This window comes from Streptomyces sp. NPDC032198 (assembly GCF_040636975.1).
Classification (GTDB): Bacteria; Actinomycetota; Actinomycetes; order Streptomycetales; family Streptomycetaceae; genus Streptomyces.
Genome location: NZ_JBEZVL010000012.1, coordinates 80,171 through 93,967 on the forward strand (window position 1 = coordinate 80,171; position 13,797 = coordinate 93,967).

Here is a 13,797-nt window from a genome sequence, read left to right on the forward strand (position 1 = left end):
CGCGCCGGCAGGGAAGCCGACAACGGACGGCGACGGACTCGTCACCGAGCCGGGCTTGCAGGAGTACCGTGTAGGCACCAAGGGCACTTCGCACTCCGGCATCCACGCGGGTCTCGTCCTCGGTGACCATTTGGCATCGAGAGCAGCCGTCGCGCCGCTCCGAAGACGGGTTCGCCCCATGATCGCGACCTTCACGCCCTCCCGCACCACCATGCCTCTTCCGGCACCCACCGCCCGTGTGGCACTGAAGTCCCCGACGGGCCGCGGCCTCCTCGACGGCGCCTGGTGGCCCCGCTCGCGCGACCTGGCCACCGAACTCCCCGCTCTGGCGGACGAACTCGATCCGCGGTGGGGCCGCATCACCCGGGTCGCCGTGAATCCAATGCTCTGGCCCGTCGTCCCGCACAAGGTGACCCTCCACGGCCGCGTGCTCAAGATCGGCTGGTTCACCCCTGAACTCGACCCCCACAAGCTGCTGTTGCTTTCCTACGGGGCCGACCGATGGGATCTGCTGGTGATCCCGCCCGAGACGGATGACGCGAGCGCCGCCCGGCTCATGAGCGCTGCCTGCGCCCCGGACGGGCCCCCGCTGACCGCCACCGATCTCATCGCCGCCGAAACCGCGCGCGACATGGCCGCGGGCGACCGGCCGCAGAGCGCGCAGGAGTCCTGGGAGTACGAGGACGGCGCCGCCTCCGCCCACGCCGTCCACCCGGACACCAGGCGGTGACCACGATGGACGCCGCACTCACCACAGCCGCCTTCCTGCTCCCGATCACCGTCGCCGCGTACGCGATGCACTGCCTCGACGCCCGCCACGCCGAAGGGGTGGCCATGCACACCTACAGCCGCGCCCTGCCCGGTGGCAGGACCCCCGCCAGTCCGAGCGGCGGCGGGACCCTTCCCCGGCCCGCTCCGCCGGCCGACCGGCACGATCACCGCGACGGCGGCCGAGGACGCTTCCGGGCGCGCCGCCGCCGTAACCGCACCACGCCCAAGCGGGCCCGCTGAGCCGGTCCGTGCCGAAGGTGCCGCCACCGCACCGGACGGTCGTGTCACCTTTCTGTCACCAAGACCTTCGACGCACCTGGCCCACAAGGGCCACACCCGAGTGAACGGCGTCGATCTGGACCACCTGGACGTCAGAGGGCGGACGATTCCGCGCCGGTACGGCGGCAGGGCCCGGAGCGCATGATGCGGTCCGGGCCCTGCCTCGTGATGTGCCGCCCTGCGGCGGCGGTGCGTCAGCTCTGGGTGGTGTCGTCGCTCGCCTGTCCGGCGTTCTCGGCCTCGGCGGTCTTCTCGCGCATCTTGCGCACCAGCTCCGCCTTCTGGTCGGCGGCGCCCTTGCGGTCGAGGTTGCGGTGCGGACCGTTGTTCTGGCGCTCCGCGCGGGACAGCTTCTTGCGCTTGCCGCCGCCCATGCCCACGGGGTTGTTGATGTTCTTGCTCACGGGTTCTCCCGGAATGGTGTGAAGTGATCTACGGATTCATCGGTGGGGGACGGGCACGGCGACGTCGGAGGACGTCAGCGGGGGCCCATCACGCTCTCACTCGTAAATCGGCGTCTGGAAGAACATGACCATGACGTTACCCGGTCCCGTCACCCTCTCACACCAATTTTCCACTCCGCGGTCATCTCATACGCGGTGGATCGCGCATCAGCGGCGGCCCTCGATCGACATGTCGCCGCGGGTCAGTGTGCGGCCGAAGTCGCCGGCGAGCAGGTCGTGCGGGATGCCGAGGGCGATCGCGCTCACCTCGTCGAGGCGGGCCAGCTGGGCGGCGGTGAAGTCGACCTCCAGGGCGCCCAGGTTGGCCTCCAGTTGTGCGGGGGTGCGTGCGCCGATGACCGGTGCCGTCACGCCCGGGTTCCGCAGGGTCCAGGCAAGACCGACCTGGGCGGGCGTGCGGCCCAGCTCCGCGGCGACCTCCTTCACGACGTCCACCACGGCGAAGTTGCGTTCGGTGAGCGCTCCGCCCGCGACGGTGACACGCCTGCGGGTGCCGTCGTCGACCGCGGCGTTCGCCGCGGTCAGGTCGTCGCGGCCGTACTTTCCGGTGAGCACCCCGCCGGCCAGCGGCGAGTACGGCAGCACGCCGAGCCCCAGCTCACGCGCCATGGGGATCAGGTCACGTTCCCCGGTGCGCTCGATCAGGCTGTACTCGATCTGCAGCGCCACCAGCGGCGACCAGCCCCGCAGGTCGGCGATGGCCTGCATGCGCGACACCTGCCAGGCCGGGGCATTGGAGATCGCCACGTACAGGACCTTGCCCTGGCGGACCAGGTCGTCCATGCCACGCAGGATCTCCTCGACCGGCGTCGTGAAGTCCCACACGTGCAGGTAGAGCAGGTCGATGTAGTCCGTCCGCAGCCGGCGCAGGCTCGCCTCCACCGAAGCGAACATACTCTTGCGGTGGCTTCCCCCGGAATTGGGGTCGCCGGGCCTGCGCAGGGTCGTGTACTTCGTGGCCAGCACCAGGCTCTCGCGGTGGTCGCGGGTGAACTCGCCCAGCAGGCGCTCGGAACTGCCGTCGGTGTAGGTGGTGGCGGTGTCGATGAAGTTGCCGCCGCGCTCGACGTAGAGGTCGAACAGCTTGCGCGCCTCGTCCTGCTCGGCGCCCCAGCCCCATTCGGTGCCGAAGGTCGCCGCGCCCAGCGCCAGCGGGGAGACCCGCAGTCCGGAGCGGCCGAGGAGCCGGTAGCTGTCGAGAGTGAGGGACATCGGGTGCTCCTGTGTCTGTGGTGCTCGTCGTGTCTGTGGTGCTCGCCGTGCTTGTGGTGCTCGCCGTGCCTGTCGTGCTCGCCGTGTCTGTGGTGCTCGCCGTGCCTGTGGTCCGTTGCCGGGATCGAGTCTGTGACCGCCGGGGGCCGGGGGTAAGGGAAGGAAGTTCCTGGGAACAGCAGTCCCACCCCGGCTGTTGGACCGGCCATGACGACCTGGCTGCTGGACCGACCATGACGACGGGCACCGTCGACCCGACACAGGAGCTGGCCGCGTTCCTGCGGGCCCGGCGCGAACGCCTGGACCCGCACGATGTCGGCCTGCCGCAGCGTCGGCGGTCCCGGCGGACCCCGGGGCTGCGCCGCGAAGAGGTCGCCGAACTGGCCGGGGTGAGCATCGACTACGTCGTGCGGCTGGAACAGGGCCGCGGGCTGCGACCCTCGGCGGACGTGGTGGAGGCGCTGTCCCGGGCGCTGCGCCTGGCCCCCGACGAACGCGCCTACCTCTTCGACCTGGCCCAGCGGCGTCCCCGTAAGGCCGCCGAGCCCGCCACCACGGCGGCACCGCAGCTGGCCCGGCTGGTCGACGACCTGTCGCCGCTGCCCGCCATGCTGCTGAACCACCGCTACGACATCCTGGCGTGGAACACCGAGATGGCGAGGCTGCTCCTGGATTTCGACACCCTGCCGCCGTCGCGGCGCAACGCGATGTGGCTGTGCCTGATGCACCCGGGGATGCGCGAGGTCTACGTCGACCGCGAACAAGTCGTGCGGGAGGGGATCGCCCACTTGCGCGCCGCGTGGGCCGCGCATCCGGAGGATCAGGAGCTGGCCGAACGCATCACCCAATTCGCCGCGTACGACGAGGACTTCGCACGGTTGTGGGCCGAGCGGGACATCAAGGTCAACGGCCGCGGGCGCAAGGTGCTGCGGCATCCCGACATCGGTGAGGTCGCGGTGCGGTTCGAGGTGCTCGTGCCGCTCCAGGACCCGGACCAGCAGTTGGTGATCTACCGTGCCGCGGACGACGAGAGCCGTTCGGCGTTGGACCGGCTGTCGGCATCGGACCGGCCGCGCGGGGCGCGTGGGTAAGAGGGCGCCGCGGAGTTCGGGCGGCGGCTGACCACCGCGGGCCGCGCATGGAGACCTTCACCGAGGTCGCGCTGCCGAACGCGGACCGGCCGCGGCGCCCCGACGGCGTCATCAGGGTCGAGCGTGCGGGAAAGCTCTGGACGGCGCTGGTGGAGACGAAGACCAACGGCAACCCGCTCAGGCCCGAACAGGTCCAGGACTACGTGTACATAGCCGCCCGGCGTGGCTACGAGGCGGTCGTCACGCTCTCCAACGACGTGGCGCTGGACGGCAGTCCGCCGGTCGGCATGAAGGCCGACGGCCGCCGCCGCCGCAACAAGGTCGCGCTCTGGCATCTGGCGTGGGCGGACGTGACGCACCAGGCGCAGCTCCTGCTCCTGCTCCTCCACGAAGGCGTACGCCAGGAGCCGCACGCCTGGCTGCTGCGCGAGCTCCTGCACTACCTCCAGCACAAGAACTCGGGCTGTCACGGCTTCCAGAACGTGGGCCCCGCCCGGGTCCCGGTCCGCAACGGCGTCGACGACGAGACCCTGGTGCCCGGCGGCTCGCGCGCGGTCCTCGTCGTCGAGAGCTGGGAGCGGCTGATCCGCCAGGTGTGCCTGCGGCTTGGCGGCGAGCTCGGCGAGAAGGTGACCCCCGTCCAGCGGGCGAAGCGCGGCACGGATCCGCACTCACGGCGTCTGGCGCTGGCCAAGTCGCTCTGCGAGGAGGGCAAGCCGCACGCCGAGATCCGGATCGAGGGCGCACCCGGCACCCTGCAGATCACCGCGGATCTGCGCCTGAGCCGCCTCCGTACGTCGATGGCGGTCCCCGCGCCCGAGCAGGGCTACCCGCTCACCTGGGTGAAGCGCCTGATGAAGCAGCTGTCCGACGCCCCCGGCGACCTGCACGTCCAGACGCTGATCCGCGGCGAGGTGCCGGGCCCGCGCGGCACCCTGGACAAGCTCCGCCCGGAACCGGCGGACCTGCTCCCCGCCCCCGGCAGCCCGATCACCGGATTCCGCCTGTCCCTCTCCCGCGGCGTTTCGGGGTTCATCCGCAGAGTCGACCAGGCGGTGGAGATGTTCTATAAGGGAGTGATCATGAACGTGATGTGATGCGAGCAGAGCTGCGAGCAGAGCGCCCCGGGCAGACAGCAGCCCCGAAAGGACCAGGCATGAGCGAGGCCCCGCCCTACATCGACGCCGAGGCGATGGCCCGGCTCGTCCCGATGTCCACGGCGATCGAGGCGGTGGAGGCCGTCCTCAGAACGGGCCTGGACCCGGAGAAGGAACCGCCGCGGGGAGTGGTGGACGTACCGGGCGGCCAGCTCCTGCTGATGCCGTCGTCCACGAGGTCGTACACGGGGGTGAAGATCGCCACGGTCACCCCGCGGAACGCGGCCCGCGACCTGCCCCGCGTCCAGGGTGTGTACCTCCTCCTGGACGGAACGACCCACACGCCCGTCGCCCTGCTGGACGGCATCGCGCTGACGTCCCTGCGCACCCCCGCGGTGTCGGGCGCGGCGATCAGGCACTTGGCGGTCCCGGAGGTCGGTCGTCTCCTGGTCTTCGGCACCGGCCCGCAGGCCTGGGGCCATGTGGAGGCGGTCCGCGCGGTGCGCCCGACGCTGGCGCACGTGGACGTGGTGGCACGGAACCCGGAACGGGTGGCGGCCTTCGTCGACCGGTGCCGCGCCGCGGGCCTGTCGGCGACACCCGCCACTCCGGCCGACGTCGCCACGGCCGACGTGGTCTGCTGCTGCACGACAGCCCGCGAACCGCTCTTCGACAGCGCACTGCTCCCGTCCCACGCGACGGTCGCGGCGGTGGGCTCACACGAACCGGACGCACGCGAGGTCGACGAGAAGCTCCTGCGACGCGGCCTGGTGGTGGCCGAGTCGCACGAGGTGGCGATGCGGGAGTGCGGCGACATCGTCCTCGCGACGGCATCGGGCGCCTTCGACACGAACACCCTGCGAACGCTGGCCGAGTTGGTGAGGGGCGAGGTAAAGCAGCCCGATGAACAGCCTCGCCTGTTCAAGTCTGCGGGAATGGCCTGGGAGGACCTGGCGGTGGCGGCGGCTGTCTACGAGGGAGTGAAGGCCGGCTAGGGGCTCACACCACCCGTACCGCATGTCGTACCACCGCGTCGAACAGGTAGCCCTGGGTGTTGTGTGTCGTCGTGGGCGGCTGGGTGTGGCCCGTGGTGTCCGTCGTGCGGGCCAGGAGCGTGGCCGGGCCGGGGGTTTTGGGGTGCCAGGGTGTCGTCCAGCGGGTCCAACTGCCCTGGCGGGGCTTGTCCTTGAGGTGGGCCTTGTGCCAGGTGCGGCCCGCGTCCGTGCTGATGTCCACGTGCGAGATCGCACCCGTCGCCGACCATGAGCGGCCCGTCAGGTGGTGGGTCCGTCCCGCGGGCAGGGCCGCATTCCAGGGGAGTTCGAAGGCCGACTTCAGGGTCTGGTGGGTCAGTGGGGCGCTGCCCTCCGGCGGGTACGTCTCGCCGAACAGGCGGTAGAACCGCGTGTTCCAGGGGGAGTAGAGCGGCGTCGACGAGACCTCGATGTCGCCCACCCATTTGATCGACGCGATGCCCACCCACGCCGGGACCAGGAGCCGCACCGGGTGGCCGTGGTCCGCGGGGAGCGGGGCGCCGTTCATCTCGTACGCCAGGATCACGTCGTCCATCGCTTTGGCGAGCGGCAGCGGGCGGCGGACCCGGCCCAGGTTCGTGCCGTCGTCCGTGACGTACTCCGCGTCCAGGCCGCTCGGCATGACGTCCACCGCGTGGCGCGACACGCCTGCCAGGCGCAGGACGTCGGAGAGGCGTACGCCGCGCCAGCGCGCGTTGCCAATCGCTCCCAGGGTCCAGGCCGTGCCGGAGGCCGGCTGTCCCTGCTGGGTCGTGAAGAAGCTTCTGCCGTTGCCCGCGCATTCGACGAAGGCGGTGCGTGACGTCGACGGCAGGCGTTCGAGGTCCGCGAGCGTGAACTCCCTTGCCCTGCCGCCCTTCAGGCCGTCGCCCCAGATCTTCAGGCTCCACGTCTTGGCGTCCAGGCGTGGTGTCGCCGTGTGGTTGCGGACGAAGAAGTGGGAGGCGGGGGTGTAGTACCCCGTCCCTGCCAGCGCCTCGAACTTCGTTTCCGCGTTCGTGCCGCGGATCGTGAAGCGGTCGGCGGGGAGCGGTTTCACGATCCCGGGGGCGGCCGTGGGTACGGAGTCGGCGGGGTCGGCCGCCACTGCCGTCGGTGCTCCCAGGGACGCGACCGCCCCAGCGGTCCCGGCCGCCGCGAGGAGCCGCAGCATGTCCCTGCGTGCCACTCCGTCCGCCCGCGCCTCCCCCGCAAGCCACTGGGCATGCCGCCGCCCGTCGTAGCCCTCTTCGGATGCCCCTGCGGACGTGTCTCTGGAGATCATGGGCGTCATCGTACGAGTCGACCCTGGGTCAACTCACCGATGAAACACGCCAGTTACGGGGTTGTCGTAGACACTACATAGACCATCGGGTGCTCCGGGTTGGCGCGGTTCACCACCACGTCGAGGGTCGGCACCGGGTCCCTCTGCACATGGGTGAGGCCGAGCCAGGGGCCCGGGTCCGTGAACTCCCAGCCGACCACCTTGCGGTCGCGCTTGCTGATGGTGATGTCGTTCTTCTTCAGCTTGTCGGTGCTCGTACCGATCCGCTTGAGGAACTTGTCCAGGCCCTTGTTGCTCGTGAGGAACTGGGCGTACAGCCGGCTGGTGCGCCAGTTGTTCGTCTCGTAGTAGGCGACTTCCCGGGAGTACGGGGGGATCGGCACGTCGTAGAGACGGCGCTGCACCCTGGAGGGCCAGCCCGCGGTGAGACCCGTCGCGGAGTACTTGGCCTCCTTGTCGCGGCCGCTGTTGCGGCTCTGGTTCGCGGAGATCACCAGATAGCCGGCCGGTACGCCGATCAGGAGCACGATGATCGTGGCCGTCAGCCAGCGGCGGCGGATCATGTGGCGGTGGTCCTCGCGGGGGCCGCCCCCGTCGGCGGATTCCGGGGAGCCCGAGGATTCCGGGGAGTCGGGCGAGTCCGGGGACGAGGGCTGGCGCGGCACGGTCATCACTTACTGGGTTCCCTGCGAAGTGCGGTCGTTGGTGCGGCGCGCTTCCACGTACCGCTCGTAGCGTTCGTGGCGCTCCACCCGGCGGCGGTTCGCCCTGCGGAAGCGGCGGGCCACCAGCCGCGCCAGGTCGGCGGCGCCCACCATGCCGGCCTCGGGGCCGAGCTGGGCGCGGGCGATACGGGCCTCGGGGCGGTAGCCGCGGCCCGTGAGCTGGCGGCGGAATGCGTCGCGGGCCGGGCCGATGAGGAGGTCGTCGGCGGCCGAGACGCCGCCGCCGATCACGAAGCAGGACGGGTCGAGGGCGGCGGCGAGGTTCGCGATGCCGACGCCGAGCCACTGGCCGATGTCCTGGAGCAGCTCCACGCACATCGCGTCGCCCTCGCGGGCCAGCTCCGTGATGAGGGGGCCGGTGATGTCGGGGATGTTGCCCTTGACCCGCTCGATGATCCCGTACGCGACCGGGGAGTCGGCCGCGGCGAGCTCGCGGGCCTCCCTGACCAGCGCGTTGCCGGAGCTGTACTGCTCCCAGCAGCCGCGGTTGCCGCACGGGCAGCGGTGGCCGCCGGGGACGACCTGCATATGGCCGAACTCCCCGGCCACGCCGAACTTGCCGCGCTTGACCTGGCCGTCCTCCAGGATCGCGCCGCCGATGCCGGTGCCGAGCGTGATCATGACCAGGTGGTCCTCGCCGCGGGCCGCTCCGAAGCGCCACTCCGCCCACGCGGCGGTGTTCGCGTCGTTGTCGACGAGCACGGGGACCGCGAGGCGGCCCGAGATGCGGTCGCGGAGGGGTTCGTTGCGCCACGACAGGTGCGGGGCGAACAGGACGCGGTTGCGGTCCGCGTCGACCCAGCCCGCCGCGCCGATGCCCACCGCGTGCACGTCGTGCCGGTCGGAGAGGTCGAGGACCAGCTCGACGATGGTGTCCTCGACGACCTTGGGGCTCTTGGACTTGTCCGGGGTCTCCGTGCGGAGGGTCTCCAGGATGTTGCCGTCGGCGTCGACGACGCCCGCCATCACCTTCGTGCCGCCGATGTCGATGCCGACGGTGGGCACACGGGGCGCCGTCAGATGTGATCGGCGCTCCCGCGTGCCCACGGTACGCAGAACGGTGGCCCGGGCGGAGCCGCGGTGCGCGAGGTCGCGGTAGGTGCTCATTGCGGCGATTCTGCCTCACACTCGCGGGGGCGCGCACAACGGGACTCGGGGTGCGGAGCGCCCCGTAAGGGGCGCGGGGAACTGCGCGAGCAACCACAGAAGTGCCGCAGTCGCGTCTGCCGGGTGTCCAGGCAGACGCGACTGCGGCTTGTTGGTGGCTTGTCGCGCAGTTCCCCGCGCCCCTTACGGGGCTTTTCCGCACGCCCCTGAAGGGGCGCCCGTCAGCGCTTCTCCAGCTCGTGACGCAGGTCGTCGAGTTCGCTGCCGCCCGCCATCTGGCGGGTCAGCTCGTCCAGGGTGACCTCGTCGCGTGCGTAGCTGCCGAACATCGTGCCGCGCTTCAGGAGGACGAAGCGGTTGCCGACCAGGTACGCGTGGTGCGGGTTGTGGGTGATCAAGACCACTCCGAGTCCCGCGTCCCGCGCCGCCGCGACGTACTTCAGGACGACGCCCGACTGCTTGACGCCGAGCGCCGCCGTCGGCTCGTCGAGCACGAGGACCTTGGCGCCGAAGTAGACGGCGCGGGCGATCGCCACGCACTGGCGCTCGCCGCCCGACAGGGTGCCGATGGGCTGGTCGACGTCGCGCAGGTCGATGCCCATGCGCAGTAGCTCCGCGCGGGTCGTCTCGCGCATCAGGTCGACGTCCAGGCGCTTGAAGGGGCCCACGCCCTTCGTCGGCTCGGAGCCGAGGAAGAAGTTGCGCCAGACCGGCATCAGCGGGACCACGGCGAGGTCCTGGTAGACCGTGGCGATGCCGCGGTCCAGGGCCTCACGCGGCGAGCCGAGCTTCGCGTCCTCGCCGTCGATGCGGAATTCTCCCGCGTCGTGCCGGTGCAGACCCGCGATGATCTTGATGAGGGTCGACTTGCCCGCGCCGTTGTCGCCCAGGACGCAGGAGATCTCGCCCGCGTGGACCTCCAGGGAGACGCCTTCGAGGGCGCGGATGTTGCCGTAGTACTTACTGACGTCGTCGAGCTCGACGAGCGGGGTGCGGTCCGGTCCCGGTACCGCATCGGTGACGTCGGTCGGTTCGGTGGTCACTTCGTCGCCTCCGCGCGCTTGCGGACCCAGTGGTTGAGCAGGGTCGCCAGGAGCAGCATCACTCCGAGGAAGAACTTGAACCAGTCCGGGTTCCACTCGGCGAACACGATGCCCTTGCTGACCATGCCGAAGATGAGGGCACCCACGGCCGCGCCGACCGCCGAGCCGTAGCCGCCGGTGATCAGACAGCCGCCGATGACGGCCGCGATGATGTAGACCAGTTCGTTGCCGACGCCCTCGCCGGACTGGACGACGTCGTACGAGAACAGCAGGTGCTGGCCCGAGATCCAGGCGCCGAAGGCGACGCCCATGTAGAGGCCGATCTTGGTTGCCGCGACCGGGACGCCGACCGCGCGGGCCGCGTCCTCGCCGCCGCCGACCGCGAAGATCCAGTTGCCGACGCGGGTACGGAGCAGAACCCAGGTGGCGACCGCGATCAGGGCCAGCCACCAGAGGATCGTGATCTTGAAGTCGACGCCGCCGATGGTGATCGTCGAGGCGAAGACGTTCTTGGCGGAGGTGAAGCCCTCCATGTCGGCGATCGACTTCGTGGAGACCGTGCCGCTGATCAGCTTGGTGAAGCCGAGGTTCATGCCGGTCAGCATCAGGAACGTGCCGAGCGTGATGATGAAGCTCGGCGGGTCGGTGCGCGTCAGCATCACGCCGTTGAAGACGCCGACCCCGAGCGTGGCGATCAGCGAGACGAGCACGCCGACCCAGACGTTCGCCGTCATCTGGTAGCTGAACATCGACGAGATCAGCGCGGACGTCGTCACCATGACGCCCGCCGACAGGTCGAACTCGCCGCCGATCATCAGGAGCGCCACCGGCACCGCCATGATGCCGAGGGTCGATGCCGCGTAGAGGACCGTGGCGAGGCTGGTGGCCTGCAGGAAACTGTCCGCGGCGACCGCGAAGAAGATGAAGACGGCGATGGCGCCGACGACGGAGCCGAGCTCGGGGCGGCCCATCAGCTTCTTCAGCGGCGAGGCCTTCAGGAGGCGCTCGTCCGTCTTGGTGTCCGGAGAGCCGGGGGACGGGGCGGGCGCCGGGGCTGTCGCTGTCATCGGGTCCCTCGCTTCGCGTAATCCTCCAGCTTGGCGGCCTGGTCCTTGGTGATGATCTGCGGTCCGGTGAGGACCGGCTTGCCGCCGCCGAGCACGTCGTCGTTGTACTTGTAGAGCCAGAGCAGGTCCACGGCCTCGTAGCCCTGGAGGTAGGGCTGCTGGTCGACGGCGAAGCCGAGCGTGCCGTCCTTCAGGCCCGCCGCGACCTTCTCGTTCAGATCGAAGGTGTCGACCTCGGCCTTGCTGCCGGCGCTGTCCGCGGCCTTCACCGCGGTGTCCGCGAAGGGCGCGCCGAGCGTGACGACCGAGTCGATGGACTTGTCGGACTGGAGCCTGGCCTCGATGGAGGACTGCACGTCGGGCATGTTCGTGCCGGTCACGTACAGGTTCTGCATCTTGCCGTCGAAGGTCTTCTTGGCGCCCTCGCAGCGCTGCTCGTGGCCGACGTTGCCCTGCTCGTGCAGGATGCAGAGCGCCTTCTTCTTGCCGCGCTTGTTGAGCTCGTCGCCGACGGCCTCGCCCGCGATCGTCTCGTCCTGGCCGATGTGGGTGAGCGCGCCGAATTCCTTGGACTCCGCGGAGCCTGAGTTCACGGTGATCACCGGGATGCCGGCCTTCTTCGCGCGGGCCAGGGCGCCCTTCATCGCCGCGGGCTTGGCGAGGCTGACGATGATGCCGTCGACCTTCTTGTCGATGTACGAGTCCACGAGCTGGGCCTGCTGCTGGGCCTCGGCGTTGTGGGAGTAGAGGAACTTGATGTTGTCCTTGCGGGCCGCCTCCTCGGCGCCCTCCTGGACGATGTCCCAGAACGTGTCGCCGTCACCCGAGTGGGTCACCATGCCGAACGTCCACCGCGGCGTGCTCACCGCGGCCTTGCCCTGTGCCGTTGCCGCCTTGCGTGCGTCCTCGGCGCGCTTGCCACCGGTGCTGCTGCACCCCGCGAGGGATACCCCGAGCACCGCGACCAGCACGGCGCCCACCGCACGTACCCCTGTCTGAACCCTTGCCACGACGCCGTGCCCTTCTAGCTCTGCTCCTCGGTGAGGCCGGTCCGGATCCCCGGCCCCAGCCGCCCAAGTATCGGTCACGCGGATCACGCATGTGTTCATCGGGTACCGCGGGCGGTGTACTTCTCCAGCTTCGGCACGTCCTTCTCGGTGACGATCGCGGGTCCGGTGAGGACGGGCTTGCCGCCGCCGAGGACGTTCGCGTTGGTCTTGTAGAGCCACAGCTCGTCGATGGCGAGGTAGCCCTGGAGGTAGGGCTGCTGGTCGACGGCGAAGCCGACCTCCTTGGCCTTGAGGCGCTTGACGACCTCGGCGTTCAGGTCGAACGTGTCGACCTCCGCCTTGCTCTTCGCGTCCTCCTTGGCCTTCACCGAGATGGCGGCGATCGGCGCGCCGAGGGTGACGACGGCGTCGATGTCCTTGGTCGCCTGAAGTTTCGCGCTGATGGAGGACTGGGCGCCGGGCGCGTTGGTGCCCTCGACGTTCAGGTTGTCGACCGATCCCTTGAACGTCTTCTTGACGCCCGCGCAGCGCTGCTCCAGGGAGACGTTGCCCTGTTCGTGGATGACGCAGAGCGCCTTCTTCTTGCCGCGCTTGTCGAGCTCGTCGCCGACGGCCTCGCCCGCCACCGACTCGTCCTGGCCGATGTGGCTCAGGGCGCCGAAGTCGGCGGAGAACTCGCCGCCGGAGTTGATCGTGACGACCGGTATCCCGGCTGCCTCGGCCTTGCCGAGGACCGCCTTCATCGCCTCGGGCTTGGCCAGGGTCACGACGATGCCGTCGACCTTCTTGTCGATCGCCGACTGGACGAGCTCGGCCTGCCCCTTGGCCTCTTTGTCGTTGGAGTAGAGGAACTCGACGTTGTCCTTGCGGGCCGCCTGCTTCGCGCCGCTCTGGACGATGTCCCAGAAGGTGTCGCCCTCGCCGGAGTGCGTGATCATCGAGATCTTGAGGCGGGGCGTGTTCACGCCCTTGCCGCCTCCCCCGCCGTCACCCGACGTGTCCTCGTCGTCCTTGCCGCCGGAGCTGCTGCACCCGGCGGCGAGCGCGATGACGGCCATGCAAACGGTGATGCCTGCTGCCCTGCGGGCTGTACGCATGGTGGGACCACCTCTTCTTCCGGCCGCCCGAGTGCGGCTGGAGGAGTTCTAGCGGCGGCCGCGCGGCAGCGTCAATGGCTTTGTCAGAACATTCTGACGACCGTTGGCGAGTTGGTATCTGCGGCGGTGCGCGCACCACGCCGTCGGGGCGGCCCCGAAAGACGGGACCGCCCCAACAGTGCTGTGCGAGTTCAGTGCTTGCCGATGTCCTTGGTCTTCTCCTTCGCCTGCCGTGCGTCGCCCTTCATCTGCTGGGCGCGGCCCTCGGCGGTGAGGCGTTCGTTGCCCACGGCGCGTCCGGCGGCTTCCTTCGCGGCACCGGTGGCCTGCTCGGTCTTCGCCTTGGCCTTCTCGTTGGCGGTCATGGTCCGCTCACGCTCCTTGGCATCGACATCATGTGCTGCCACTCCGGATGACCGCTCAGCCGCCCGGCAAACATCACCGCGTTGCTCGGAAATGCGCGTGTGTGGGCGGCGGACAGCGGGGTACACGGGCGCTCGCCGAAGGAAGATTCGATCCTAAGAAGGAGCGGAACG

Annotated in this window: 15 protein-coding genes; 5 read left to right on the top strand and 10 right to left on the bottom strand. The window is 70.0% G+C overall.

All coding sequences use genetic code 11. The features are described 5' to 3' along the window. The first annotated feature begins 178 nt into the window (after positions 1 to 178). Positions 179 to 730: a DUF5994 family protein gene (locus tag AB0E78_RS29610; RefSeq protein WP_361838661.1), complete on the top strand. Its 552-nt coding sequence runs from the start codon at positions 179 to 181 to the stop codon at positions 728 to 730. Between the two features lie 5 nt (positions 731 to 735). Continuing rightward, positions 736 to 1,011, top strand: coding sequence for a hypothetical protein (locus tag AB0E78_RS29615; protein ID WP_361838663.1), 276 nt, complete (start codon positions 736 to 738; stop codon positions 1,009 to 1,011). A 233-nt stretch (positions 1,012 to 1,244) separates the two neighbouring features. Here the strand turns inward: AB0E78_RS29615 and AB0E78_RS29620 are convergent, their stop codons facing one another. Next, positions 1,245 to 1,454 carry a DUF6243 family protein gene (locus AB0E78_RS29620; protein WP_361838666.1) on the bottom strand — a complete coding sequence of 70 codons (210 nt, stop codon included), beginning with the start codon at positions 1,452 to 1,454 and terminating at the stop codon, positions 1,245 to 1,247. A gap of 207 nt (positions 1,455 to 1,661) precedes the next feature. Continuing rightward, positions 1,662 to 2,726, bottom strand: coding sequence for an aldo/keto reductase (locus tag AB0E78_RS29625; RefSeq protein WP_361838669.1), 1,065 nt, complete (start codon positions 2,724 to 2,726; stop codon positions 1,662 to 1,664). A 233-nt stretch (positions 2,727 to 2,959) separates the two neighbouring features. On the opposite strand from AB0E78_RS29625, the gene AB0E78_RS29630 reads away from it, so the two are divergent. The 3 genes from AB0E78_RS29630 to AB0E78_RS29640 are packed head-to-tail and all read left to right on the top strand — an operon-like array spanning position 2,960 to position 5,909. Beyond that, positions 2,960 to 3,817, top strand: a complete 858-nt coding sequence (locus AB0E78_RS29630; RefSeq protein ID WP_361838672.1) for a helix-turn-helix transcriptional regulator — start codon at positions 2,960 to 2,962, stop codon at positions 3,815 to 3,817. Positions 3,818 to 3,864: 47 nt separating this feature from the next. Further along, positions 3,865 to 4,914, top strand: a complete 1,050-nt coding sequence (locus AB0E78_RS29635) for a hypothetical protein (protein WP_361838675.1) — start codon at positions 3,865 to 3,867, stop codon at positions 4,912 to 4,914. 59 nt (positions 4,915 to 4,973) lie between these two features. Beyond that, complete coding sequence (locus AB0E78_RS29640) at positions 4,974 to 5,909, top strand: ornithine cyclodeaminase family protein (protein WP_361838678.1); 936 nt, start codon at positions 4,974 to 4,976, stop codon at positions 5,907 to 5,909. 4 nt (positions 5,910 to 5,913) lie between these two features. Here AB0E78_RS29640 and AB0E78_RS29645 read toward each other — a convergent pair whose 3' ends face one another. From AB0E78_RS29645 to AB0E78_RS29680, 8 genes are all read right to left on the bottom strand, one after another. Beyond that, on the bottom strand, positions 5,914 to 7,212 hold the full coding sequence (locus AB0E78_RS29645; protein ID WP_361838680.1) for a sulfite oxidase: 1,299 nt from the start codon (positions 7,210 to 7,212) through the stop codon (positions 5,914 to 5,916). 53 nt (positions 7,213 to 7,265) lie between these two features. Beyond that, the gene (locus AB0E78_RS29650) at positions 7,266 to 7,883 is read right to left on the bottom strand and encodes a sugar kinase (RefSeq protein WP_361838683.1); all 618 of its coding nucleotides are present in this window, start codon (positions 7,881 to 7,883) and stop codon (positions 7,266 to 7,268) included. Between the two features lie 3 nt (positions 7,884 to 7,886). Then, positions 7,887 to 9,044, bottom strand: a complete 1,158-nt coding sequence (locus AB0E78_RS29655; protein ID WP_361838686.1) for an ROK family glucokinase — start codon at positions 9,042 to 9,044, stop codon at positions 7,887 to 7,889. A gap of 221 nt (positions 9,045 to 9,265) precedes the next feature. Continuing rightward, positions 9,266 to 10,087 (bottom strand): ATP-binding cassette domain-containing protein, encoded by an 822-nt coding sequence (locus AB0E78_RS29660; protein WP_361838690.1) that lies wholly within the window; start codon positions 10,085 to 10,087, stop codon positions 9,266 to 9,268. Beyond that, positions 10,084 to 11,154 carry an ABC transporter permease gene (locus tag AB0E78_RS29665; protein WP_361838693.1) on the bottom strand — a complete coding sequence of 357 codons (1,071 nt, stop codon included), beginning with the start codon at positions 11,152 to 11,154 and terminating at the stop codon, positions 10,084 to 10,086. Before AB0E78_RS29665 ends, AB0E78_RS29660 begins: the two co-directional genes overlap by 4 nt. Further along, positions 11,151 to 12,164 carry a sugar ABC transporter substrate-binding protein gene (locus tag AB0E78_RS29670; protein WP_361838696.1) on the bottom strand — a complete coding sequence of 338 codons (1,014 nt, stop codon included), beginning with the start codon at positions 12,162 to 12,164 and terminating at the stop codon, positions 11,151 to 11,153. Before AB0E78_RS29670 ends, AB0E78_RS29665 begins: the two co-directional genes overlap by 4 nt. A 95-nt stretch (positions 12,165 to 12,259) precedes the next feature. Further along, positions 12,260 to 13,261, bottom strand: coding sequence for a sugar ABC transporter substrate-binding protein (locus AB0E78_RS29675; protein ID WP_361838699.1), 1,002 nt, complete (start codon positions 13,259 to 13,261; stop codon positions 12,260 to 12,262). Between the two features lie 191 nt (positions 13,262 to 13,452). Beyond that, complete coding sequence (locus AB0E78_RS29680; protein ID WP_361838700.1) at positions 13,453 to 13,626, bottom strand: CsbD family protein; 174 nt, start codon at positions 13,624 to 13,626, stop codon at positions 13,453 to 13,455. Positions 13,627 to 13,797 lie beyond the last annotated feature (171 nt).